The organism is Enterobacter sp. Li2LvB3, from assembly GCF_056156645.1.
On sequence record NZ_JBSICG010000030.1, the window covers coordinates 1 to 23,410 of the forward strand.

Consider the following 23,410-nt stretch of genomic DNA (forward strand, 5'->3'; position numbering starts at 1 on the left):
GAAAGCCCTGAGTATTTACTCAGGGCTTTTTTCTTATCTTCCGTATAATTTTTGCTAAATTAGCAAAAATCCTCTGCGTTTTACGCTCTTTTTCTGAATAACAGCAGCAGCGATAATCTTCCTCAGTTAACGAACATTATGATTAACGAGGAATTACATGACTATCCCTGCATTTGGTCTGGGCACTTTCCGCCTGAAAGACGATGTTGTTATCGCATCTGTAAAAACTGCTCTTGAACTTGGCTATCGTACTGTTGATACGGCGCAGATTTATGAAAATGAAGCTGCCGTTGGCCAGGCGATTGAAGAGAGTGGTGTAGCCCGTAATGAACTTTTCATCACCACTAAAATCTGGATTGAGAACCTCAGCAAAGAAAAGCTGATCCCAAGCCTGAAAGAGAGTCTGAAGAAACTGCGTACCGACTACGTAGATCTGACGCTGATCCACTGGCCGTCACCGAACGATTCGGTTTCCGTGGAAGAGTTCATGCAGGCGCTGCTTGAAGCAAAAGAGCAGGGCTTAACCCGTGAAATTGGTATCTCTAACTTCACTATCCCGTTGATGGAAAAAGCCATTGCGGCTGTTGGTGCAGAGAATATTGCAACCAACCAGGTTGAACTGTCCCCTTATCTGCAAAACCGTAAAGTGGTTGACTGGGCAAAACAGCACGGTATCCATATCACCTCTTACATGACGCTGGCTTACGGTAACGCACTGAAAGATGAAGTGATTATTCGCATTGCACAGAAACACAATGCCACGGCTGCACAGGTGATTCTGGCCTGGGCAATGGGTGAAGGTTATGCCGTTATCCCATCTTCAACCAAACGTGAAAACCTGGCGAGCAACCTGTTAGCACTGGATCTCCAGCTGGATGATGAAGACAAAAAAGCGATCGCTGCTCTGGATTGCAACGATCGCCTGGTAAGCCCGGAAGGTTTAGCACCAGACTGGGATTAATATTGACCCAACCTCTGTACCCTAAACCCTCACACAGCTCCTTCGGGAGCTGTTTTCGCATGTTCGCTCAGGAAGTCGATAAATGCGCGGATGCGCGTACTCACCGCTCTGTCACTGTAATACACTGCACTAAAAGGCATCTCTACCGGCAGGCGTTTATCAGCCATTAACTCTACAAGCTCCCCACGGGCAATCTCTTTATTGATCATGTAATCGGATAAACAGGCAATCCCGTTTCCTTCAAGACAAAGTTGCTTCAGTGTTTCCCCACTGTTTGACGATAAGCCGCAATCTATCTCATGAAGCTGTCCGTCACTACAGGCGACAGGCCAGGTATTTAGCGATACGGGCTCTGTAAAACCCAGGCACAGATGCTGTTTCAAATCCTCGACCGTTTCAGGCTGACCAAACTGCGCAAGGTATTCCGGCGATGCAATAATTTTTCGGTAGCTCCTGAACAAAGGGCGGGCCCGCAAGCTGGAATCGGTAAGTGTGCCAACGCGAATCGCAACATCTACCTTTCTCTCTATCAGATTAATGAATGTCTCAGATGACACCAGCGACAATGTCATTTCCGGGTAGCGTTCACGGAAAGGTTTAATGAGTGGCATCAGGTAATGAAGGACCACAGGTGTTGCCGCATCAATACGCAGCAGCCCGCGTGGCGTGCTGCGAGACTCCATGATTTCTGTCTCTGCTGCAGCCATTTCCTGCAAGACGGACTGTACGCGGCGGAAATAGCGCTCGCCTTCTTCTGTCAGACTTAACTGCCTTGTGGTTCGGTTGAGCAGGCTAACACCGAGTTTCATCTCCAGCTTTTTCACCGAGCGGCTAATGGCGGAATTTGCCTGTCCGAGTTGCTCCGCAGCACGGCTAAAACTGCCGCTTTCTACCACGGCGACAAATATCGCCAGCTCTTCTGATGTCGCCTTCATTATTGCACCACCTGCAAAATTCTATTGAGATTTTGACCATTTTTGTTATTTAAGCACTGGCGCATACTTCTTGTCATCTTAATCCTGATGATACGGAGTATTTTATGCCACTGGCGCTACTTGCCCTGACGATCAGTGCCTTCGCAATTGGCACGACCGAATTTGTTATCGTGGGTCTGGTTCCTACGATTGCGAACCAACTTGCCATCTCTCTGCCTTCTGCCGGGCTGCTGGTTTCTATCTACGCATTAGGTGTGGCCGTTGGTGCCCCTGTGCTTACGGCGTTGACCGGACGTTTTCCGCGCAAGCAGTTATTGATGGCGCTGATGGTTCTGTTCACCGCCGGGAATATTCTGGCCTGGCAAGCACCTGACTACACCACGCTGGTCATTGCCCGCTTGCTGACGGGCCTTGCCCATGGTGTGTTTTTCTCGATTGGTTCAACCATTGCAACCAGCCTGGTGCCAAAAGAGAAAGCGGCATCTGCCATTGCGATTATGTTTGGCGGGTTAACTGTCGCGCTGGTCACCGGCGTGCCTCTGGGGACGTTTATCGGCCAACATTTTGGCTGGCGCGAAACATTCCTGGCCGTCTCAGTACTGGGAGTGATAGCCCTGGTGGCCAGTCTGCTGCTCGTCCCTTCAAATATCCCTGGCCGTGCGAGTGCCAGCCTGAGCGATCAACTTAAAGTACTGACCCATCCTCGCCTTCTGATCATCTATGCGATCACGGCTTTGGGGTATGGTGGTGTCTTTACCGCTTTTACATTCCTTGCACCGATGATGCAGGATCTGGCGGGCTTCTCACCGAGCGCAGTTAGTTGGATCTTGTTGGGTTATGGCGTGTCGGTGGCAATAGGCAATATCTGGGGTGGCAAGCTTGCCGATAAACACGGTGCAGTACCGGCCCTGAAATTTATTTTCGCTGCGCTGGTTGTACTGCTGCTGATCTTCCAGTTCACCGCTTCTGTGCAATATGCGGCGCTGGCCACGGTACTGGTGATGGGGATCTTTGCATTTGGTAACGTGCCGGGTCTTCAGGTCTATGTCGTTCAGAAGGCAGAGCTTTATACACCCAATGCCGTAGATGTTGCATCTGGTCTGAACATTGCTGCATTCAATATTGGGATCGCACTCGGTTCCATTATTGGTGGGCAGACTGTTGAGCACTTTGGCCTGACTCAGACACCGTGGATTGGCGCTGCGATCGTGCTTATCGCTTTCCTGCTGATAGGCCTGAGCGGTCGCCTTGATAAACCTGCCCGGGCGGCTCTTGGCTAAATAACAGTAAGTGCTTGCTTACAAAACTTGGAAAGGTTTCTCAGTAATTGCGTTGAAACTGTGACCTAAAATCCCTATAACATTAGAACCAGTCCGTTTTCCGGGCTGGTTCATGTTATAGAGGTCATTTCCGAAAGTGCGAAAAAATACCTATGCCATGCGTTATGTTGCCGGATTACCCGCGGAGAGAATACTGCCTCCGGGATCGTTCGCGAGCATCAGCCAGGCATTACCCGCCGGTACGCCATTAAGCAGCGATGAAAAAATTCGTGTGCTGGTGTGGAATATCTTTAAGCAACAGCGTGCTGAGTGGTTATCCGTCCTCAAAAATTTTGGTAAGGACGCTCATCTCGTTCTCCTGCAAGAAGCGCAAACGACGCCTGAGCTGGTAAGGTTTGCGACCACTAACTATCTCGCGGCCGATCAGGTGCCTGCGTTTGTGCTGCCGCAGCACCCTTCTGGTGTCATGACGCTTTCAGCGGCGCATCCTGTTTATTGTTGTCCCCTTCGTGAGCGAGAACCCATTCTGCGGCTGGCAAAATCGGCGCTGGTTACCGTCTACCCGTTACCGGATAGCCGTTTGCTGATGGTCGTAAATATTCACGCTGTTAATTTCAGCCTGGGCGTCGATGTCTACAGTAAGCAGTTACTTCCGATTGGCGATCAGATTGCCCATCACAGCGGGCCTATCATTATGGCAGGGGATTTTAATGCCTGGAGCCGCCCACGGATGAACGCCTTGTATCGCTTTGCGCGCGAGATGTCGCTGCGCGAAGTTCGTTTTAACGATGACCAGCGTAAGAAAGCCTTTGGTCGTCCTCTCGATTTTGTCTTTTATCGCGGTTTGAGCGTTCACGATGCCTCTGTGCTGGTGACACGCGCATCCGATCACAATCCTCTACTAGTTGAATTCAGTCCCGGCAAACCTGATAAATAATGGTGTGTCAGGTCTGCCGTGGGGCAGACCTATGTGCAGGTGCTGCCCTTTATTTTTTATCAACCAAAGGACAGTAAGATGACAACACACTCCCATCATGACAACGTAGAAAAACAGTTTGGCTCCCAGGCAAGTGCTTATCTGAGCAGCGCCGTCCATGCGTCTGGTCGAGATCTGACTCGTCTCAGCGAGCGGCTGGCGGCATTCCCGCAGGCGCACGTGCTGGATTTGGGTTGTGGGGCAGGGCACGCTAGTTTTGCCGCCGCGCAGCAGGTCGCTCAGGTAACAGCATACGATTTGTCCAGCCAGATGCTCGACGTTGTAACGGAGGCCGCCAAAGCTAAAGGACTGAAAAACCTCGTTACCCGTCAGGGGTACGCGGAATCATTACCGTTTGCCGATGATACTTTTGAGATTGTCATCAGTCGTTACTCCGCGCACCACTGGCACGATGTCGGGCAAGCATTGCGGGAAGTTAAACGTGTGCTGAAGCCGGGTGGGATTTTTATCATCATGGATATCATGTCGCCTGGCCATCCGGTACGGGATGTCTGGTTGCAGACGGTTGAAGCACTGCGCGACACATCGCATGTTCGCAATTATTCCAGTGGGGAGTGGTTGCAGATGACCGCAGAGGCTGGGTTGATTTCACGCTCATTGATAACAGACCGATTGCCGCTCGAATTCAGCTCCTGGATTGCGCGGATGCGGACGTCAGAAGCATTAAGCCAGGCTATTCGTCTTTATCAGGATAGCGCGTCTGCGGACGTGAAGGCGTACTTTGAGTTGCAGGAGGATGGATCGTTTACCAGCGATACCATTATGGCTGAAGTACAAAAAGCGGGATAAATAAAAAAAGGCACCGGGGGAATCGGTGCCTTTTTTATGTTCAGACTGTCTGATCAGGAGTCTGGCGTTGCGCTATTTTTCACAAACAGCGTCAACTGATCGCCGGGTTGCAGATTGTCAGTATCGTTATTCCAGCGCATAACATCCTGGATGTTCACGCCGTGACGTTTTGCAATACTGGACAGCGAATCACCCTTACGCACGCGATAAGTAATGCTATCGCTGTTGTTGGCAAGACGCTGCGCACTGCTACCTGCGCCAACCGTCAGATTCTGACCCACTTTCAGACCAGAGCTACGCAGATTGTTCCACTGCTGTAGGTCTTTTGCGCTCACGCCAAGACGTGATGCAATACCTGAAAGCGTATCACCTGAACGAACCTTATAGCTGCGGCTGCTTACTGATGAAGTATCTGCAACAAGCGTAGACTGAACCGCTGCAATCTCACCAGAAGCTAAAGACTCGCGTAACTGCTCCGCGTGTTTTTGCGGAACCATCACATACTGAGGGCCACTGGCACCCAGCGTTGAGCCTTTAACGCCTGCATTAAAGGTTTTCAGTTTACTTACCGACATACCCGTCATATCGGCAACCTGTTGAATATCAACCGGGCTGCTGAGGCGAACACGCGCCAGTGCACGACTTTCGTCTGGTGTTGGCAGTTGTACACCGTAACGCTTGCTGTTCTTGAGAATATCGCTCAATGCCAGCATTTTCGGTACGTAAACCTTGGTTTCCTGTGGCAGTGAGAGCGACCAGAAGTCGGTGGATTTTCCACGCGCTTTATTCGCTTTCATTGCCTTCAGTACACGACCTTCACCACTGTTGTACGCTGCGACTGTTAACAACCAGTCACCGTCGAACATCTTGTTCAGACGTTGCATCATGTCGAGAGCGGCAGTCGTGGAAGCGACTACGTCACGACGCGCATCGTAGCTGCGGGTCTGTTTTAAACCATAATTGCGCCCTGTGCTCGGTATGATCTGCCAAATGCCTGCGGCATTGGCGCCAGACGTCGCGTGTGGGTCAAAAGCGCTCTCCACTATGGGTAGGAGTACCAGCTCCATCGGCATGTTACGTTTCTTAACTTGCCCGGCTATCCAGTACATATACGGCTCTGCCCGTAAAGTTACATCGTGGAGATAGCTCTTATTTCTCAAATACTTCTGTTTCTGTTCGCGAATCCGGGTGTTTTCCGGAATTCCCATCTTTAGCTCGTCGCCAATAGAGGCCCACAAGTCCTGATCCTGCGCGAATGATGTCCCATCGTCCATCCATCGCGCCTGACTTGTAAACTTCCCTGCTTCCCCTTGACCAGCTGCAGAAAGGCTCTGTGCGTGCTGTTGTACGTTGCTGCCGTTTTGCGACTGGCAACCTACAAGCAGGACAGAGGCGAGTAATATCGCTTTTGCCTTCATGTGTGTGTCAATAGTTGCTTAAAAGACGAGCGATGATAACGGCGAAATTTTCAAAAGGCAACCCAGAATTATCGGAAGTTATCTTTCTTTGACCTTAACCATGCAAAACAATCTTCTGGTTGTTGCAAATTTGTTTCTTGGTTAATTTTATTAATTAAATCAATATCATGAGTTCTTAAAAATAAATTTATTTCACGCTCATTTTTCAGAATTACGGGGAGTGTTTTTTGGTTTTTTGCACGTAACTCCTTCACTTTCTGGTAATAATCCTGAATAGCGCGATCGTCGGGTAAGATGCTTACAGCAAACTTCATATTCCCTAATGTATACTCATGTGCGCAACAAATGAGCGTGTCGTCCGGGAGCGCGGCAATCTTCTGTAAAGATTGATACATCTGCGCTGGTGTACCTTCAAACAACCTTCCGCAGCCGCCTGAAAAGAGTGTGTCGCCGCAAAATAGATAAGGTTTGCTGTAGAAACAAATATGTCCTGAAGTGTGACCCGGTGTGGCAAAAACGGAAAAATCCCACCCGAGAATGAGGACTTTTTCGCCTTCTTTGACTACATGAGTGGTTCCCTTATCTTGTGTTTCTGCCGGTCCGTATACCACAAGATGCGGAAATTTTGCCCGCAATGCAGGGACACCGCCAACGTGATCGTTGTGATGATGCGTCAGGAGAATAGCTTCCGGTTGCCAGCCGTTTTCGGCAATTGCAGTTAAAATCGGCGCGGATTCTCCGGGATCGACAATGACGCAACGACGATCGTCGTCAACTAAAACCCAGATGTAATTGTCCTGGAAGGCTGGAATACTGATAAGATTCATTAATTACCTCTTTTAACGTGGCGGGCGTTTTGATGAAACCGGCAAGGATACCTCAGACTGTCGCAGCACCGGAACGTTGGGCGGAATTGCCCTGGGGTGAATACTATCGCGAGGCGTTAGAACAACAGCTTAAACCCTGGCTTGCGAAAATGTATGGTTTTCACCTGCTTAAAATTGGCAATCTCAGTGCAGAAATCAACACTGAAAGTTGTGCTATCTCACATCAGGTTAACGTCTCTCTTGGGGGATCGCCCGTTCAGGTTAAAGCCGATCCGTTGCATTTGCCTTTTGCGGAAAAATCCGTCGATGCTTGTCTGCTGGCACATACCTTGCCCTGGTGCAGTGATCCGCATCGTTTGCTGCGTGAAGCCGACCGGGTGCTGATCGATGACGGCTGGCTGATCCTCAGCGGCTTCAATCCACTGAGTCTGATGGGGCTACGTAAACTGGTGCCAGTGCTGCGCCGCACGCCACCTTATAACAGCCGAATGTTTACGCTGATGCGCCAGCTGGACTGGCTTTCACTGCTGAACTTTGAAGTCCTCTGCTACGGTGGTTTTCAGGTGTTACCCTGGTCCCGACAGGGCGGAGTGTTACTGAGCACACATCTGCCGGCGCTGGGCTGTATGCAGTTTATCGTGGCGCGTAAGCGGACGATTCCCCTCACGCTTAACCCGATGAAACAAAGTAAATCGAAAACACAGATCCGTCAGACCGTTGGCGCAACGCGGCAGTACCGCAAACCCTGATCAGGATTCAGGCTGATACCCGACATCTTCCTGAGTTGGGTTTGACGCGGCTGTACGAGCCAGCTCGTCACAGCGTTCGTTTTCCGGGTGTCCGGCATGGCCTTTTACCCATTCCCATTTGATTTCATGCTGCCCTAACGCGGCGTCCAGGCGCTTCCAGAGATCGACATTTTTGACCGGTTTTTTATCTGCCGTTTTCCAGCCGCGTTTTTTCCAGTTGAAGATCCACTGGGTAATGCCCTGGCGCACGTACTGGCTGTCGGTGCTCAGTACCACATCGCAGTGCTCTTTTAACGCTTCCAGCGCCACGATGGCCGCCATCAGCTCCATGCGGTTGTTGGTGGTCAGGCGATAGCCTTCACTAAAGGTTTTTTCATGCTGACGATAGCGCATAATGGCGCCGTAACCGCCAGGTCCTGGGTTACCGAGACAAGATCCATCGGTGAAAATTTCTACCTGTTTACGCATCTCTGGTAGACTTCCTGTATTTGAAACGTTCAGTTAAACGATAAGTCTGACATAAATGACCGACATGAGCACTGCAATTACTCGCCAGATTGTTCTCGATACCGAAACCACCGGTATGAACCAAATCGGCGCACACTACGAAGGGCACAAGATTATTGAGATCGGTGCTGTAGAGGTAGTGAACCGTCGCCTTACGGGGAACAACTTCCACGTTTATCTCAAGCCGGACCGGCTGGTGGACCCGGAAGCGTTCGGCGTTCACGGTATTGCCGATGAGTTCTTGCTGGATAAGCCGACCTTTGCAGATGTTGCAGACGAATTTCTGGAATACATCAGAGGCGCAGAGCTGGTCATTCACAACGCATCGTTCGATATCGGCTTTATGGACTATGAGTTCAGCAAGCTCAATCGCGATATTCCGAAGACCAACACCTTCTGTAAGGTGACCGATAGCCTGGCGCTGGCAAGGAAGATGTTTCCCGGCAAGCGAAACAGCCTTGATGCACTCTGTTCACGTTACGAGATAGACAACACCAAGCGTACGCTCCACGGCGCATTGCTCGATGCCCAGATCCTGGCGGATGTCTATCTGACCATGACCGGTGGGCAGACGTCGATGGCATTCAGTATGGAAAATGAAGGCCAACAAACTCTGGGTGAAGCGGGTATTCAGCGGGTTGTGCGTCAGGCGAGTCGTTTACGCGTGGTTTTAGCCAGTGATGAAGAGTTGCTTAACCACGAATCCCGTCTCGATTTAGTGCAGAAGAAAGGCGGAAGTTGCATGTGGCGTGCATAAACAGTGCCTGAATGCCTGTAAAATCACCGTCTGGGCGATTTTTGCAGCAAACGATTCAAAACTTAAGAAAAAGCGTTGACGAGTTCAGAGGCAATCCGTAATATCCGCTTCGTTCCCCAAACGGGAACAGTGGAGCGGTAGTTCAGTCGGTTAGAATACCTGCCTGTCACGCAGGGGGTCGCGGGTTCGAGTCCCGTCCGTTCCGCCACTATTCAGAAGGCCTGAATCAGAAATGATTCAGGCCTTCGTCGTTTCTATCCCGCAAAAATCTTATCTAATACCTTTTGTTAATTAACAAATATTCAATATGAGTGGTGCAATTAATTAACAATTGCATGATTGTAGTGCATTGCTTGCACTGGATTTGTGCAATTTTTGTGCTTTACTCATTCGCAGTCATTTCCATCTGTAACAATTTTGTAAAAATAAATCGCTTTAAATCATTCAGTTAACCTGCATTTTCCAGAAAGTTCCTGAACCAATGGTTTATTGGTTCATTATTTGCTTAATCATTAGGACGGTAAGTTATCGATCATATCCATAACTTATTGTTAATAAAAATAAAGAAATGATGACAGCGAGCGAACCAATATGGAAAAACCGTCACGGTTTCTGGCAAATTCCAGTACCGCACTCGAGCAATTGCGCGGGCTTATTAACCAGCATGAGTCAACACCAGGCATTCCATTGCCCACTGAACGTGAGCTTTCGGAAACACTCGGCGTAGGGCGACGTGAAGTGCGCCGTGCGCTGGACGTGCTGGAAGAAGAAGGGCGGATCTGGCGTAAACAGGGCAAAGGCACGTTTATTGGCCCGGCAGCTCCTGTAGAGCCTTTGGCGCTTCAGGGGCTGGTACAACAGACCAATTTGCTGGAAGTGATGGAAGCTCGTCTGCAACTTGAACCCGGCCTGGCCCGTCTTGCGGCGCTGCGTGCCACCAGGGAAAACCTCGCGCTGATGCAGCGTATGCTGGAACGCATTAATAAGGTCAGCCCGGATGACCGCGATCTTAATGAACTGTGGGATAGCGCATTCCATCGCGCAATAGCAGAAGCTGCAGGTAACCGCCTGATGCTGGGGTTATTCGATGCAATTGATGCCGTCAGGCGCGAACCCGGCTGGCAACATCTGCGCGAATTAGCCCGCACCCCTGAACGCGTTGATAACTACAACGACCATCATCACAAAATCATGTCAGCGATTATCCATCGCCAGCCTAACGAAGCCGCTGCCGCGATGCGCGAACACCTGCTCAGCCTGCAAACGGCCCTGATTCAGGCAATTCACCTTGAGGACGATTTCACGCTATGACAACGATCCCGTTTAAGGAAGCATCTCCTGTTCTGCGGCTGCAAAACCTCAACGTTAAATTTGCGGGGTCGCCCGTCAGCGTACTTGATGGCATCTCGTTGACCGTAAAAGCGGGTGAAACGCTGGCGCTGGTGGGGGAATCCGGGTGTGGGAAAAGTATTACCTCGTTAGCGCTGATGGGGTTATTACCCGCCAGCGCACAAATCGTCAGCGGCGAGATGCAGTTTCGTCGCCATGATCTGCTAAAGCTCTCCCCGCGCGAATACGCCGATCTCCGTGGCAGCGAGCTGGCGATGATTTTTCAGGAACCCATGACCTCGCTGAACCCCGCTTTTACCCTGGGTGACCAGCTGAGCGAAGCGGTTATGCGCCATCAGAAAATGACGCGTGCGCAAGCAATGGACGCAGCGCTGAACATTCTGGAAAAGGTTCAGATCCCGGCGGCAGAGATGCGCCTTAAGGCTTATCCGCACCAGCTTTCTGGCGGGATGCGTCAGCGTGTGATGATTGCGATGGCGCTGATTAATCACCCGCGTTTACTGATTGCCGACGAACCGACCACCGCGCTGGATGTGACCATTCAGGCGCAAATCCTCGCATTGCTCAACACATTAAAAGAAGAAACGGGCACGGCGGTGCTGATGATCACTCACGATTTGGGCGTGGTAGCGGAAGTGGCGCAGCAGGTGGCGGTGATGTACGCCGGACAAGTGGTGGAGCAGGGGAGCGTAGAGGCGATTTTTGCAGACCCGCAGCACCCGTACACCATCGGACTGATGGGATCTATTCCCTCGCTTGGGGCGCGTAAAGGCCAGCTTTCTACCATTCCGGGTGCCGTGCCGCTACCCGAATCCATGCCGAAAGGCTGCCGTTTTGCCACCCGTTGTCCTTTTGCGCAGACCCGTTGTCACGATGAAAAACCACAACTTAACACGTTGGGTGCAGGGCATCAGGTGGCCTGTTTCCGCGTACCGCTGGAACAACATATTGCACTGGGAGAGACAGCATGACGACGCCAATTCTTGAAGCCCGTGACCTCAGCAAGCTGTTCCCCGGCCCTAAAAAACTGTTTACTCCGGCGCGTTTTGTCACCGCCGTTGATCGCGTTTCCCTTTCCGTTATGCCGGGGGAAACACTGGCCATCGTGGGCGAATCCGGCTCCGGGAAATCCACGCTGGGCCGTTTGCTGCTGCGTCTGCTGGCCGCTAGCGAAGGGCGCGTATTTTATCAGGGCGAGGAGATAACGCACGCGTCTGGCGCGCGCCTTAATCAGCTCCGGCGCGAACTGCAAATTATTTTCCAGGATCCTTTTGCCTCACTGAACCCACGTATGACGGTCGAGCAGATCGTGGGCGAACCGTTGTGGCTGCATCAGAACATGAAAAAAGCAGACCGCCAGTACCGCGTTGCCGAGTTGCTTAAAACCGTTGGGCTACCGGCGGCCTGGGCCGGGCGTTATCCGCATGAATTTTCCGGCGGCCAGCGTCAGCGAATTGGCATTGCGCGAGCGCTGGCATCAGGGCCGAAACTGCTGCTGGGGGATGAGCCCGTCTCCGCGCTGGATGTCTCCGTACAGGCCCAGGTGGTCAACCTGCTGGAAAGTCTTAAGCACCAGTTGGGGCTGACGATGGTGATTGTCGCTCATGGTCTGGCGGTGATCCGTCATATGAGCGACCGCGTGGCGGTGATGTATCTCGGGCAAATTGTGGAGCTTGCCACCGTCGATGAAATCTTTGACGCGCCGCTGCACCCCTATACCCAGGCGCTGATTGCCTCTGCCCCGCAAATGCAGCCGGGCACCCAGCGCGATACGCCGCTGTTACAAGGGGATTTGCCGAACCCGTCAAACCCGCCTTCCGGGTGTCGTTTCCATACCCGTTGCCCGTATGTCACCGATGAATGCCGCCAGGTTGAGCCGATTAACCAGGTGCTTGAAGGCGGGCGTCAGGTTGCCTGTCATCGCTGGCAGGACATTAATCGCGATCGCAGTGTTATTCAGATAGCACCGCCATCCGCAGCATTTCTGCGCCGCCGCGCGCTGTTTGAACACGCGGCATCTCACTCCTCCCTTCCTTCAAGGAACTCATGATAATGACAATGCGTAATTCTCTTTTGACCGTACTGGGAAGTGTAATGTTGCTTGGTGCGGCGCTGCCCGCCCATTCAGAAAGTGTGCTGCGAATTGGTCTGGGGGCAGACCCGGACATGCTCGACCCGCATCTGGCGCGCACCTACTATGGCCGCTTTGTTTTCGCATCATTGTGCGACAGGCTGGTGGACGTTGACGAACACCTGAAAGTGGTGCCGGGTCTGGCGAAGGACTGGGCCTGGAGTGACGACGGGAAAACCCTGACCATGAATCTGCGTGAAGGGGTGACCTTCCACGATGGTGAAAAATTCGATGCCGCCGCGGCGAAATATAACCTCGAACGCGCCCTGACATTAAAAGGCTCCCTGCGTAAAAGCGAGATCTCTTCTGTTGAGTCGATTGACGTCACCGGCCCAATGCAAATCGCCCTGCATCTGAAAAACCCTGATGCCGCGCTGTTAATGCAGCTCACCGATCGTGCCGGCGCGATGATGGCACCAGAAGCGGCGAAAAAACCTGATTTTGCTGCCCATCCGGTCTGTTCCGGCCCGTATAAATTCGAGAGCCGCGTGTCACAGGACCGCATCGTGCTGACGCGTTTTGATAACTACTGGAATAAAGACGCTTACCACTTCGATAAGATAATTTATCTGCCGATCCCGGACGCCTCTGTACGTCTGGCCAACCTGCGTGCAGGCGATCTTGATCTGACCGAAGGCATTGCGGCGAGCGATGTTAAAACCGTGGAAGCCGACAGCAAGCTGATGCTGGCGAAGGTCACTGGTCTGGGTTATCAGGGCATTACCTTCAACATTAATAACGGCAAAGTCCCGGCGAACGATCCGTTCAAGGATGCCCGCGTGCGCGAGGCGTTCTCACAGGCTATCGACCGTGATGCCATCAATCAGGTGGTGTTCGAAGGGCTGTACACGCCAGCAAACCAGGCGTTTTCAACGGTAAGCCCGTATCACGTCAACCTGCCGGTACCACCGCGCGACGTCGACAAAGCGAAAGCGCTGTTGAAAGCGGCGGGCGTGGCAACACCGCTGACCGTAAATCTTCTGGTACCAAACAACCCGACCTCTCAGCAGGTAGGGCAGGTGCTTCAGGCGATGGTGGCGGAAGCTGGCTTTAACCTCAATCTGCAAATGACCGAATTCGCTACGCTGCTCGATCGCCAGCAAAGCGGTGATTATCAGCTGAGTTTCTCCGGCTGGTCTGGTCGCCCCGATCCGGATGGCAGCATCTTTGGCTTCATTAACAGCAAAGGCACCTTAAACGATGGGCGTTACAGCAATGCGCAGGTGGATGAATGGTTAACTCAGGCGCGTCTGAACACCGATCAGGCCGCACGCCAGCCGCTGTACGACAAAGTAGTGAAGCAACTGCAAACCGACATGCCTATCGCTTACCTCTACTTTGAGCCGCGTATTTTTGGCCTGAACAAAAGCGTGCAGGGCTTTAAACCTTATCCGGACGGCATTGTGCGTCTTGCCGGTCTGACGCTGGCGAAATAAATAAGTCCCTGAGGAGAAACCATGCTTGAACTGATTTGCAAACGTCTGCTGCTGGCCATCCCGACTCTGCTACTGGTGAGCATGATGGTGTTTGGTCTGCAAAAGCTGCTGCCAGGCGACCCGCTGATTGCGATGGCCGGGGAGGAGCGCGATCCGGCGGTGATTGCGCAGTTGCGCGCTGAATTAAACCTGGATGCGCCCATTCCTGTGCAGTACTTCCACTGGCTGACTCGCGCGCTCCAGGGCGATCTTGGTGTCTCCTTACGTACTCACGAACCGGTCACACAACTGATTGCCAGCAAACTGCCGGTGACGCTGGAGCTGTCGCTGCTGGCGATGATCATTGCGCTGGTGTTCGGTATCGGGATGGGGATCCTTGCGGCGGTCAATAAAAACAGCTGGGTGGATCATGGCGCGAACTTTGTGGCGATCTCGGGGATCTCAATACCGCACTTCTGGCTTGGGATCCTGCTGATCCTGGTGTTCTCGGTCAATCTGCAATGGCTGCCTGCCTCGGGGTTTGTGCCGTTCGGTGAAGATCCGCTCCAGAACCTGCGCACGCTGCTGCTGCCGGCATCGGTTCTTGGGACGGGGCTGGCGGCCACGCTGATGCGCCATACCCGCGCGTCGATGATTGCGGTGCTGAAAGCGGACTACATCCGTACCGCCCGGGCAAAGGGGTTGCTGCCGAAATCGGTGATTTTAAAGCACGCATTTCGCAATGCGCTGGTTCCGGTTATCACCCTCACCACGCTGTTGTTTGGCGAGCTGTTGGGCGGCGCGGTGCTGACCGAGCAGGTCTTCACCATTCCAGGCTTTGGCAAGATGATCGTCGATTCTGTCTTTAACCGCGATTATGCCGTGGTGCAGGGCGTGGTACTGATCGTGGCGATCGGCTTCCTGCTGCTGAACCTGCTGGCCGACGTGCTGTATGTCCTTATCAACCCGAAAATGCGAGGTTAAATGATGGCGGAACTGACGACTCAAACCGTTGCGCCTGCACTTCCGCGCGCACAGAACCGGGTACTGAAAAAATTCCTCGCCAACAAAAGTGCGGTGATTGGCGCGGTGATTGTGGGCTTCTTCGTTTTGCTGGCGCTGCTCGCGCCCTGGATAGCCCCATTTGACCCGGTCAAAGCTAACTTTCTGGCGGTGCGTAAAGCCCCTTCGGCCATGTACTGGTTTGGCACTGACGAACTGGGGCGCGATATTCTGTCGCGCATTGTCTGGGGGGCGAGAACCTCACTGATGGCCGGATGTATGTCGGTAGTGATTGCCGTTGTCATCGGCGTGCCGCTGGGGCTGGTGGCGGGCTACTTCCAGAAAATGTGGGATGGCGTGATCTCGCGTTTTATTGAAGCGCTGCTGGCCTGTCCATTCCTGATTATGGCGATCGCGCTGGGGGCGTTTTTAGGGCCAAGCCTGACCAACGCCATGATCGCCATCGGTCTTTCCGCGATGCCTATCTTCGCTCGTCTGACGCGTGGCCAGGTGATTGCCATTCGCAATGAAGAGTACATCGACGGTGCGCGGGCGATTGGCCTGCCGGATCGCTGGATCATTTTGAAATACGTTCTGCCTAACGTGATGTCACCGATTCTGGTGCAGGCCACGCTGGCGATCGCCTCGGCGATTATCGCAGAAGCCAGTCTCTCATTTTTAGGGCTCGGCCAGCAGCCGCCGAACCCGTCCTGGGGCTCCATGCTTAATACCGCGAAGGGGTTCCTTGAGCAGGCCCCGTGGATGTCTGTTTTCCCCGGTATCGCGATTTTCCTTGCGGTACAGGGCTTTAATTTACTCGGTGACGGGCTGCGCGATGCGCTCGATCCGCGCCACGACTAAGGAGTCATGATGACCAAAGCGCTTGATTTTACTTCCGGTTACGATTCACGACGCCCCCCGATGATGGGCCACAACGCCGTGGCAACTTCGCAGCCGCTGGCGGCGCAGGCGGGGATGCGGATGCTGCAACTGGGCGGTAACGCCGTTGATGCCGCGATTGCCACTGCGATGGCGCTGACGGTGGTCGAACCCACCGGGAATGGTATTGGCAGCGATGCGTTTGCCATCGTCTGGGACGGGGAAAAACTTCACGGTCTTAATGCATCTGGTCGTTCACCTGCCAGCTGGCACGCGGATATGTTTGCCGGTAAAACGGCAGTGCCGGAAATTGGCTGGGAGGCCGTGACCGTTCCGGGCGCGGTATCGGGTTGGGTCGCACTGGCGGAACGTTTTGGCACATTGCCGCTCACAACGCTGGCTCAGCCCGCAATTGAGTATGCGCGTAACGGTTTCCCGGTGTCGCCGCTGATTGGTCATCTGTGGCAGCGTGGCTACAACAAGCTGAAAGACCAGCCGGGCTTTAGTGCGTGTTTCGCCCCGGAAGGACGTGCTCCGCGTATTGGCGAAATCTTCCGTAACCCGGCGCAAGCAAACTCGCTGGAGCTGATTGCCAAAACCAACGGTGAAGCGTTTTATCGTGGCGAGCTGGCGCAGAAAATTGCCGCCTTCGCCAAAGAACATGGCGCACATCTTACGGCTGATGATCTGGCAAACCATCGCGTAGACTGGGTTGAGCTGTTGTCGCGCGATTTTGCGGGCGGCTCGGTGCAGGAGTTGCCGCCAAACGGGCAGGGGATCGCCACGCTGATTGCGCTCGGCATCCTGGAGCAGTGCGGTATCGAAAAACATCACCCGGATTCCGTGCAGGCGCTGCACTTGTCCATCGAAGCAATGAAACTGGCGCTGGCCGATCTCGACCGCTACGTGGCGGATGAAGAGCATATGGAGTTCGCCGCTAAAGAGTTACTGAGCGATGCCTACCTGAAATCGCGTGCTGCGCTGATTGACCAGGATAAAGCCTCTGACTTCACCTACGGTTCCCCAACCCAAAGCGGGACGGTTTATCTCACCGCAGCGGATTCCAGCGGCATGATGATCTCCTTTATTCAGTCAAACTTTATGGGCTTTGGCTCCGGCGTGGTGGTTCCCTATACCGGGATCAGCCTGCAAAACCGTGGCTGCGGTTTTGTGCTGGATCCAAATCACCCGAACGCGCTGGCAGGCAACAAACGCCCGTTCCACACCATCATTCCGGGCTTTGCGATGGACGGGAACGGCAAGCCGCTAATGTCATTCGGCGTGATGGGCGGGCCAATGCAGGCGCAGGGGCACATGCAAATGGCGCTGCGTATTATGCTGCACGGGCAAAACCCGCAGGCGGCAATCGACGCGCCGCGCTGGCGCGTGGTGCAGGGCAGAGAGGTTATTGTTGAGTCGACGTTTGACCGCAATACCATTGCGGCGCTGCGCGAGCGCGGGCATCAGATTGTTGTGGAAGACCCACTTCAGGATTACAACTTTGGTGGCGCGCAGGTGATTTACCGTCTGCCGGAAGGGCACTACGTTGCCGCGACGGAAAGCCGCAAAGACGGGCAGGCGTTGGTCAGCTAATGATTTTCCACCCTCTCCCTTTGGGAGAGGGCTGGGGTGAGGGGAAGCATTCACCCAATGCTAAACGGATCTGCATCCTGCCACGCCGGAAACTTCTCCCGATACTCTTTCAGCGCCGTCATCGAAATTTCAGCATCAATACGCGTTGCCTGATGCGGCTCGGCGGTGGCAATAATCTCACCCTGTGGATTAATGACCCGGCTGTCGCCCCGGTAGTGATGCCCGTTGCCGTCGGTGCCCACACGGTTACAGCCAACGACATAAGCCTGATTTTCAATCGCGCGCGCCACCAGCAGCGACTGCCAGTGCAGGGAGCGCGGTGCAGGCCAGTTGGCAACATACAGCGCCACGTCATAATCATTACGGTTACGCGACCAGACCGGGAAACGCAGGTCGTAGCAAACCAGCGGCAGAATGCGCCAGCCGCGCCACTCAAACACCACGCGCTCATTACCCGCTTCGTAGTGATGATGTTCCTCCGCCATGCGGAACAGGTGGCGTTTATCGTAAAAATGCACGTTGCCTTCCGGCTCGACCAGCAGGAAGCGGTTCACCGGCCCGCGATCGGTTTGCAGTGCGGCACTGCCGGCAATCAGGGCGTTTGTTTGCTGCGCTTTGGCGTGCATCCAGGCCACCACGTCGTCTTGTGGCATTGACTGTTTTGCCGCTTCCATCGCGAAGCCGGTGGTGAACATCTCTGGCAGGACAATGACATCGCGCCCGGTAATACCTTCCAGTTGACGATCAAAGTGACGCAGGTTGGCAGGGCCATCCATCCACACTAAAGGTTGCTGCAAAATCGAAATCTTCAGACCAGGCACAATTCAGACTCCTCAAACGACTGCTTTTTGACACTGTAGCACGACACTACGAGAAAATGTGGCAATAAAAAACCCCGCACGCGGCGGGGTTTGTCAGCACGAAACGGGTTATGCCGCTTCAGGTTTACGGTGCTTCTCCGGCAGCTTTACCGGCTGTGTCGCCAGCTCTTCCGGTTCGAAATCATCCACGTTGATACTGCGCAGACGGCTTTCTTCCGCTTTCACCAGAATTGCCGCTTCATCTTTATCGATGATACCGCCCGCCAGCGCTTGTTTAGCCAGTTCATCCAGACGGGTAAACGGCAGGTTTTTGCCCAGCTGTTTACAGATTTTCTGGTGAATCGGATCGGCGGCCATCACGTCCAGCAGCGCCTCTTCCAGCAGACCCACCGGGTTATGCTCGGTTGGCGCCAGGTACTGACCACGGCCGATACGGGAGCGGGTTGCGCTCGGTACTTGCAGGATCTTCGCCACCTTATGATCCAGCTTGTCAGATGGTGCCAGGTGATGACGTCCGGTCGGGAAGATCACCACGCGCAGGGCTCCAGCCACAAAGCGGTTCGGGAAGTTCGCCAGCAAATCGTCGATAGCCTGCTCAGCCTGATGCATAGCATCCTGTACACCCCAGTGCACCAGCGGCAGATCCGCTTCCTGACGGCCTTCGTCGTCATAACGTTTCAGCACCGCGGAGGCCAGGAATACCTGACTCAGCACATCACCCAGACGGGCAGAGATACGTTCACGACGCTTCAGGCTACCGCCCAGTACCGCCATGGAAACGTCAGACAGCAGGGCCAGGTTGGCACTCAGACGGTTCAGCTGTTGGTAATAGCGCTTAGTTGCATCACCGGTTGGCGTTGAACTGGTGCGGCCGTTGGTCAGGCCCAGCCAGAAGCTGCGCATTTTGTTGCTGCCCACATGACCGATATGTTTGAACAGCAGCTTATCGAAGGCATCCACGTCGTTATTCTGCGCGGCAGCCATCTCTTCCAGCACATACGGATGGCAGCGAATGGCCCCCTGGCCGAAGATCATCATGCTGCGGGTCAGGATATTCGCCCCTTCAACGGTGATCGCGATTGGCGCACCCTGATAACCACGGGCGAGGAAGTTGCCTTCGCCGAGCATAATGCCTTTACCGCCCGCGATATCCATTGCATCGATGATCGACTGCTGGGCACGGTGGGTACAGTGGTACTTCACAATTGCAGACAGCACGGCCGGTTTTTCGCCCAGCATAATGCCGTAGGTAATTAACGATGCTGCGGCATCCATTACGTAGGCATTACCCGCGATGCGCGCCAGCGGCTCTTCGATACCTTCCATTTTGCCGATGGAAATTTTGAACTGGCGGCGGATATGCGCGTAAGCACCAATCCCCATCGCCACAGACTTCAGACCACCGGTTGAGTTCGACGGCAGCGTAATGCCGCGACCCACCGACAGACATTCCACCAGCATACGCCAGCCCTGACCGGCCATTTTCGGGCCGCCGATGATGTAATCAATCGGTACAAAGATATCCTGACCGCGGGTCGGGCCGTTCTGGAACGGTACGTTCAGCGGGAAGTGGCGACGACCGATTTCAACGCCTGGAGTAGAGGTTGGGATCAGCGCACAGGTAATGCCCAGATCTTCTTCACCACCCAGCAGTTTTTCCGGGTCGGAAAGTTTAAAGGCCAGGCCCAGCACAGTGGCGATAGGTGCCAGCGTGATGTAGCGCTTGTTCCAGGTCAGGCGCATCCCGAGCACCTGCTCACCCTGCCATTCACCCATGCAAACCACACCGGTATCCGGGATAGCGCCTGCATCTGAACCCGCTTCAGGGCTGGTCAGCGCGAAGCATGGAATTTCAAGGCCACGAGCCAGACGCGGCAGGTAGTGATCTTTCTGTTCTTCGGTACCGTAATGTTGCAGCAACTCGCCCGGGCCTAAAGAGTTCGGTACGCCGACGGTGATCGCCAGGATACCGGAAACGCCAGACAGTTTTTGCAGTACGCGAGCCTGAGCGTAGGCAGAGAATTCCAGGCCACCGTACTCTTTCTTGATGATCATGGCGAAGAAGCGATGCTCTTTCAGATACGCCCACAGTTCTGGCGGCAGGTCGGCCATTTCGTGAGTAATCGCAAAATCGTTTGCCATGCGGCACGCTTCTTCCACCGGGCCGTCGATGAAGGCCTGTTCTTCAGCGGTCAGTCGTGGCTGCGGATAGTTATGCAGCTTTTTCCAGTCCGGGTTGCCCTGGAACAGGTCGCCTTCCCACCAGGTGGTGCCCGCATCAATCGCCTCTTTCTCAGTACGCGACATCGGCGGCATCACTTTACGAAAGCCCTTGAACACCGGTGCGGAGATCATCGACTTACGCATAGGCGTAAAGTTAAACGGCAACAAGATGATTGCCAGAGGAACCAAAAGCCAGATATTCCAGAGACCTGCGACGCCAAACGCAGCCGTCCAGGCCAGTAAAATCAGGCTGCTCAGGAATAAACTTACACGGTGATAGAACAGCACACCGAGCAGAACAACAGTTGCGATAATGCTCAAAATCATCATAAAGAAAAGCTCCCTTGCTTGTAGGAGGTCTGACCACTTGTGATGATATGGTTGTAGTGGATGTTATTTCTTTTAGCAATACGTTCACAAAATAATTACAACCTGGTTCACATTGTTCATGTTTTGGCAGGCACGAAAAATCAAAACGCCGGACGAATCGCAAGGCTTTAGCTTCTCGCTTTTATCGCTATCCGGTACACTCCACTGTGTTATTTCATCAATACTGAAGGATTATCCTCATGTACCAGGATCTTATTCGTAACGAACTGAACGAAGCGGCGGAAACGCTGGCCAACTTTCTGAAAGATGATGCCAATATTCACGCTATTCAGCGCGCGGCGGTCCTGCTGGCCGACAGCTTCAAAGCCGGTGGTAAAGTGCTCTCCTGCGGTAATGGTGGCTCTCACTGCGACGCAATGCACTTCGCGGAAGAGCTGACCGGACGTTATCGTGAAAACCGCCCAGGGTATCCGGCGATTGCGATTTCTGACGTTAGCCACATTTCCTGCGTGAGTAACGATTTTGGCTACGACTATGTCTTCTCGCGTTACGTTGAAGCGGTAGGCCGTGAAGGTGATGTTCTGCTGGGCATTTCCACTTCCGGTAACTCCGGTAACGTGATCAAAGCGATTGCTGCTGCGCGTGAAAAAGGCATGAAAGTCATCACCCTGACCGGTAAAGATGGCGGTAAGATGGCGGGTACTGCGGATATCGAAATCCGTGTTCCGCACTTCGGTTATGCCGATCGCATTCAGGAAATTCACATCAAAGTGATTCATATCCTGATTCAGTTGATCGAAAAAGAAATGATCAAGTAAGACTTCGCTGGGGGCATGAATGCCCCCGCTGTTGTGGAGGTGATGTATGTGCGAACTGCTCGGGATGAGCGCCAATGTGCCAACCGATATCTGCTTTAGTTTCACCGGGCTGGTTCAGCGCGGTGGGGGAACCGGGCCGCATAAAGACGGCTGGGGCATTACCTTCTACGAAGGCAAAGGCTGTCGCACGTTCAAAGATCCGCAACCCAGCTTTAATTCACCAATTGCCAAACTGGTGCAGGACTATCCGATAAAGTCTTGCTCGGTTATCGCGCATATCCGCCAGGCGAATCGTGGTGAAGTGGCGCTGGAAAATACCCATCCCTTTACCCGTGAACTGTGGGGCCGTAACTGGACTTACGCGCACAACGGGCAGCTTTCTGGCTATAAATCGCTGGAAACCGGTAACTTCCGCCCGGTAGGGGAAACCGACAGTGAAAAAGCCTTCTGCTGGCTGCTGCACAAGCTGACGGAGCGCTACCCGCGTACCCCAGGCAACATGACTGCTGTGTTTAAATACATCGCGACGCTGGCCTCTGAACTACGTGAAAAAGGCGTGTTCAATATGCTGCTCTCTGACGGGCGCTACGTGATGGCGTTCTGCTCGACGAATCTGTTCTGGATCACCCGCCGCGCGCCGTTTGGCGTTGCGACGCTACTCGATCAGGATGTGGAGATAGACTTTCAGAAGGAGACCACACCGAACGATGTGGTCACTGTCATTGCAACGCAACCGCTGACGGGCAACGAAACCTGGCAAAAGATTATGCCAGGCGAGTGGGTACTATTTTGCCTCGGGGACCGAGTAGTTTGATGCCAGTTGTGGCTGGACGACTTCGTGGCTCAGAGGTTTACTGACCACATAGCGGCCATCCACAACCGAAACGACAGGCGGTTTATGCGTCTGCTCGAAGTAGTCAAAACCTGGTTTCAGCTGTTTCCAGAAATCCGAGTAGTAGGAGTACTGGTGACGCTTCATGTTGGCATCGGTCATGCGGAACGGATAGATGCTTATCTGTACGCTTGACTGACCGAAGACTAACGCGCCGGTGACAAACTGGAAAATCTCATCAATGCTGGTATCGGTCATCGCATAACAGCCGATAGACACGCAGGCACCGTGGATCATCAGGTATTTACCTTCGTAACCGTGAGCACGGTCATAGGCATTCGGGAAGCCGATATTAATGGCTTTATAGAAGCGGCTGTCAGGTTTTAACTGGCTACGCTGAACGTTATAAAACCCTTCCGGGCTTTTAAAATCGCCCTGACGCTGTTTTGGCCCCAGACCACCGGAGTAATTACAAATCTTGTAACTGTCGAGCAGCTGGTATGTCTCACCCATTTTCACAAACAGGTCGAGTGTGCGTTCTTCCTTGAAGATTTGAATATAAACCGGTGATCCCATTAACTGCTGTTTATATTCTTTGCTGATCGGCGTGGTGGAGCTGTTGCTGCTGAGCAGCCCGGCAAATGACACGCACGGAATCAGAAGCATCGCAATGAACAATGCGATTTTACGCATACTACTAGTTCCTTGATAAAACTAAGACCAAATTGCCAGGACGGCAAAAGATACCCGAAATCAGATTATTCTGGTTAGGAGCGCTCACATTAGCACCGCTGTA

General features: G+C 53.4%; 22 protein-coding genes and 1 tRNA gene. 16 read left to right on the plus strand and 7 right to left on the minus strand.

Annotated features, from left to right (window positions below):
- Positions 1–157 precede the first annotated feature (157 nt).
- Complete coding sequence (dkgB, locus tag ACS603_RS20360; protein WP_182059677.1) at positions 158–961, plus strand: 2,5-didehydrogluconate reductase DkgB; 804 nt, start codon at positions 158–160, stop codon at positions 959–961.
- Between the two features lie 29 nt (positions 962–990).
- On the opposite strand, the gene yafC is transcribed toward dkgB, so the two are convergent.
- Positions 991–1,896, minus strand: a complete 906-nt coding sequence (gene yafC, locus ACS603_RS20365) for a DNA-binding transcriptional regulator YafC (RefSeq protein ID WP_182059678.1) — start codon at positions 1,894–1,896, stop codon at positions 991–993.
- 104 nt (positions 1,897–2,000) lie between these two features.
- On the opposite strand from yafC, the gene ACS603_RS20370 reads away from it, so the two are divergent.
- From ACS603_RS20370 to ACS603_RS20380, 3 genes are all read left to right on the plus strand, one after another.
- The gene (locus ACS603_RS20370) at positions 2,001–3,176 is read left to right on the plus strand and encodes an MFS transporter (RefSeq protein WP_315687949.1); all 1,176 of its coding nucleotides are present in this window, start codon (positions 2,001–2,003) and stop codon (positions 3,174–3,176) included.
- Between the two features lie 136 nt (positions 3,177–3,312).
- Positions 3,313–4,113: an endonuclease/exonuclease/phosphatase family protein gene (locus ACS603_RS20375; RefSeq protein ID WP_014068998.1), complete on the plus strand. Its 801-nt coding sequence runs from the start codon at positions 3,313–3,315 to the stop codon at positions 4,111–4,113.
- A 78-nt stretch (positions 4,114–4,191) separates the two neighbouring features.
- Entirely contained in the window at positions 4,192–4,962 is a 771-nt protein-coding gene (locus tag ACS603_RS20380; RefSeq protein WP_474944790.1) for a class I SAM-dependent methyltransferase, read from the plus strand.
- Positions 4,963–5,015: 53 nt separating this feature from the next.
- Here ACS603_RS20380 and mltD read toward each other — a convergent pair whose 3' ends face one another.
- Together mltD and gloB are read right to left on the minus strand one after the other, a co-directional pair.
- Positions 5,016–6,380 (minus strand): murein transglycosylase D, encoded by a 1,365-nt coding sequence (gene mltD, locus ACS603_RS20385; RefSeq protein ID WP_182059682.1) that lies wholly within the window; start codon positions 6,378–6,380, stop codon positions 5,016–5,018.
- Between the two features lie 68 nt (positions 6,381–6,448).
- Positions 6,449–7,207: a hydroxyacylglutathione hydrolase gene (gene gloB / locus ACS603_RS20390; RefSeq protein ID WP_315687951.1), complete on the minus strand. Its 759-nt coding sequence runs from the start codon at positions 7,205–7,207 to the stop codon at positions 6,449–6,451.
- Between the two features lie 32 nt (positions 7,208–7,239).
- Here gloB and ACS603_RS20395 point away from each other — a divergent pair, with 32 nt between their 5' ends.
- On the plus strand, positions 7,240–7,956 hold the full coding sequence (locus ACS603_RS20395; protein WP_182059686.1) for a class I SAM-dependent methyltransferase: 717 nt from the start codon (positions 7,240–7,242) through the stop codon (positions 7,954–7,956).
- Here the strand turns inward: ACS603_RS20395 and rnhA are convergent, their stop codons facing one another.
- Positions 7,957–8,424 (minus strand): ribonuclease HI, encoded by a 468-nt coding sequence (rnhA, locus tag ACS603_RS20400; protein WP_446492219.1) that lies wholly within the window; start codon positions 8,422–8,424, stop codon positions 7,957–7,959.
- Positions 8,425–8,488: 64 nt separating this feature from the next.
- On the opposite strand from rnhA, the gene dnaQ reads away from it, so the two are divergent.
- The 9 genes from dnaQ to ACS603_RS20445 all read left to right on the plus strand — a co-directional run bounded on the left by dnaQ (position 8,489) and on the right by ACS603_RS20445 (position 17,590).
- A complete protein-coding gene (gene dnaQ, locus ACS603_RS20405; protein WP_074392815.1) occupies positions 8,489–9,220 on the plus strand; it encodes a DNA polymerase III subunit epsilon in 732 nt (243 codons plus the stop codon).
- A gap of 131 nt (positions 9,221–9,351) precedes the next feature.
- Positions 9,352–9,428, plus strand: a tRNA-Asp gene (locus ACS603_RS20410).
- 383 nt (positions 9,429–9,811) lie between these two features.
- On the plus strand, positions 9,812–10,531 hold the full coding sequence (locus tag ACS603_RS20415; RefSeq protein WP_166717170.1) for a FadR/GntR family transcriptional regulator: 720 nt from the start codon (positions 9,812–9,814) through the stop codon (positions 10,529–10,531).
- Positions 10,528–11,541: an ABC transporter ATP-binding protein gene (locus tag ACS603_RS20420; protein ID WP_474944791.1), complete on the plus strand. Its 1,014-nt coding sequence runs from the start codon at positions 10,528–10,530 to the stop codon at positions 11,539–11,541. Before ACS603_RS20415 ends, ACS603_RS20420 begins: the two co-directional genes overlap by 4 nt.
- The gene (locus ACS603_RS20425) at positions 11,538–12,620 is read left to right on the plus strand and encodes an ABC transporter ATP-binding protein (protein ID WP_182059700.1); all 1,083 of its coding nucleotides are present in this window, start codon (positions 11,538–11,540) and stop codon (positions 12,618–12,620) included. Before ACS603_RS20420 ends, ACS603_RS20425 begins: the two co-directional genes overlap by 4 nt.
- A 2-nt stretch (positions 12,621–12,622) precedes the next feature.
- Positions 12,623–14,137 carry an ABC transporter substrate-binding protein gene (locus ACS603_RS20430; protein WP_474944792.1) on the plus strand — a complete coding sequence of 505 codons (1,515 nt, stop codon included), beginning with the start codon at positions 12,623–12,625 and terminating at the stop codon, positions 14,135–14,137.
- A 21-nt stretch (positions 14,138–14,158) separates the two neighbouring features.
- The gene (locus ACS603_RS20435) at positions 14,159–15,100 is read left to right on the plus strand and encodes an ABC transporter permease (protein ID WP_474944793.1); all 942 of its coding nucleotides are present in this window, start codon (positions 14,159–14,161) and stop codon (positions 15,098–15,100) included.
- A 3-nt stretch (positions 15,101–15,103) separates the two neighbouring features.
- Positions 15,104–15,979, plus strand: a complete 876-nt coding sequence (locus ACS603_RS20440) for an ABC transporter permease (protein ID WP_474944819.1) — start codon at positions 15,104–15,106, stop codon at positions 15,977–15,979.
- A 9-nt stretch (positions 15,980–15,988) separates the two neighbouring features.
- The gene (locus ACS603_RS20445) at positions 15,989–17,590 is read left to right on the plus strand and encodes a gamma-glutamyltransferase family protein (protein ID WP_474944820.1); all 1,602 of its coding nucleotides are present in this window, start codon (positions 15,989–15,991) and stop codon (positions 17,588–17,590) included.
- Positions 17,591–17,640: 50 nt separating this feature from the next.
- Here ACS603_RS20445 and ACS603_RS20450 read toward each other — a convergent pair whose 3' ends face one another.
- Both ACS603_RS20450 and fadE read right to left on the minus strand, forming a co-directional pair.
- Positions 17,641–18,411, minus strand: coding sequence for an amidohydrolase (locus ACS603_RS20450; RefSeq protein ID WP_315687955.1), 771 nt, complete (start codon positions 18,409–18,411; stop codon positions 17,641–17,643).
- Between the two features lie 108 nt (positions 18,412–18,519).
- On the minus strand, positions 18,520–20,964 hold the full coding sequence (gene fadE / locus ACS603_RS20455) for an acyl-CoA dehydrogenase FadE (protein WP_182059707.1): 2,445 nt from the start codon (positions 20,962–20,964) through the stop codon (positions 18,520–18,522).
- 239 nt (positions 20,965–21,203) lie between these two features.
- On the opposite strand from fadE, the gene lpcA reads away from it, so the two are divergent.
- Together lpcA and ACS603_RS20465 are read left to right on the plus strand one after the other, a co-directional pair.
- Positions 21,204–21,782 (plus strand): D-sedoheptulose 7-phosphate isomerase, encoded by a 579-nt coding sequence (gene lpcA, locus ACS603_RS20460; RefSeq protein ID WP_182059709.1) that lies wholly within the window; start codon positions 21,204–21,206, stop codon positions 21,780–21,782.
- 46 nt (positions 21,783–21,828) lie between these two features.
- Complete coding sequence (locus tag ACS603_RS20465) at positions 21,829–22,596, plus strand: class II glutamine amidotransferase (RefSeq protein WP_182059711.1); 768 nt, start codon at positions 21,829–21,831, stop codon at positions 22,594–22,596.
- Here the strand turns inward: ACS603_RS20465 and dpaA are convergent.
- Complete coding sequence (dpaA, locus tag ACS603_RS20470; protein WP_182059713.1) at positions 22,567–23,307, minus strand: peptidoglycan meso-diaminopimelic acid protein amidase; 741 nt, start codon at positions 23,305–23,307, stop codon at positions 22,567–22,569. The genes ACS603_RS20465 and dpaA overlap by 30 nt on opposite strands.
- Positions 23,308–23,410: the final 103 nt, after the last annotated feature.

What these genes read in the sequence shown, in the direction of transcription:
- dkgB (WP_182059677.1), top strand. Translation starts at nt 158, where the DNA reads ATGACTATCCCTGCATTTGGTCTGGGCACTTTCCGCCTGAAAGACGAT.
- yafC (WP_182059678.1), bottom strand. Translation starts at nt 1,896, where the DNA reads ATGAAGGCGACATCAGAAGAGCTGGCGATATTTGTCGCCGTGGTAGAA.
- ACS603_RS20370 (WP_315687949.1), top strand. Translation starts at nt 2,001, where the DNA reads ATGCCACTGGCGCTACTTGCCCTGACGATCAGTGCCTTCGCAATTGGC.
- ACS603_RS20380 (WP_474944790.1), top strand. Translation starts at nt 4,192, where the DNA reads ATGACAACACACTCCCATCATGACAACGTAGAAAAACAGTTTGGCTCC.
- mltD (WP_182059682.1), bottom strand. Translation starts at nt 6,380, where the DNA reads ATGAAGGCAAAAGCGATATTACTCGCCTCTGTCCTGCTTGTAGGTTGC.
- gloB (WP_315687951.1), bottom strand. Translation starts at nt 7,207, where the DNA reads ATGAATCTTATCAGTATTCCAGCCTTCCAGGACAATTACATCTGGGTT.
- ACS603_RS20395 (WP_182059686.1), top strand. Translation starts at nt 7,240, where the DNA reads ATGAAACCGGCAAGGATACCTCAGACTGTCGCAGCACCGGAACGTTGG.
- rnhA (WP_446492219.1), bottom strand. Translation starts at nt 8,424, where the DNA reads ATGCGTAAACAGGTAGAAATTTTCACCGATGGATCTTGTCTCGGTAAC.
- dnaQ (WP_074392815.1), top strand. Translation starts at nt 8,489, where the DNA reads ATGAGCACTGCAATTACTCGCCAGATTGTTCTCGATACCGAAACCACC.
- ACS603_RS20415 (WP_166717170.1), top strand. Translation starts at nt 9,812, where the DNA reads ATGGAAAAACCGTCACGGTTTCTGGCAAATTCCAGTACCGCACTCGAG.
- ACS603_RS20420 (WP_474944791.1), top strand. Translation starts at nt 10,528, where the DNA reads ATGACAACGATCCCGTTTAAGGAAGCATCTCCTGTTCTGCGGCTGCAA.
- ACS603_RS20425 (WP_182059700.1), top strand. Translation starts at nt 11,538, where the DNA reads ATGACGACGCCAATTCTTGAAGCCCGTGACCTCAGCAAGCTGTTCCCC.
- ACS603_RS20430 (WP_474944792.1), top strand. Translation starts at nt 12,623, where the DNA reads ATGACAATGCGTAATTCTCTTTTGACCGTACTGGGAAGTGTAATGTTG.
- ACS603_RS20435 (WP_474944793.1), top strand. Translation starts at nt 14,159, where the DNA reads ATGCTTGAACTGATTTGCAAACGTCTGCTGCTGGCCATCCCGACTCTG.
- ACS603_RS20440 (WP_474944819.1), top strand. Translation starts at nt 15,104, where the DNA reads ATGGCGGAACTGACGACTCAAACCGTTGCGCCTGCACTTCCGCGCGCA.
- ACS603_RS20445 (WP_474944820.1), top strand. Translation starts at nt 15,989, where the DNA reads ATGACCAAAGCGCTTGATTTTACTTCCGGTTACGATTCACGACGCCCC.
- fadE (WP_182059707.1), bottom strand. Translation starts at nt 20,964, where the DNA reads ATGATGATTTTGAGCATTATCGCAACTGTTGTTCTGCTCGGTGTGCTG.
- lpcA (WP_182059709.1), top strand. Translation starts at nt 21,204, where the DNA reads ATGTACCAGGATCTTATTCGTAACGAACTGAACGAAGCGGCGGAAACG.
- ACS603_RS20465 (WP_182059711.1), top strand. Translation starts at nt 21,829, where the DNA reads ATGTGCGAACTGCTCGGGATGAGCGCCAATGTGCCAACCGATATCTGC.
- dpaA (WP_182059713.1), bottom strand. Translation starts at nt 23,307, where the DNA reads ATGCGTAAAATCGCATTGTTCATTGCGATGCTTCTGATTCCGTGCGTG.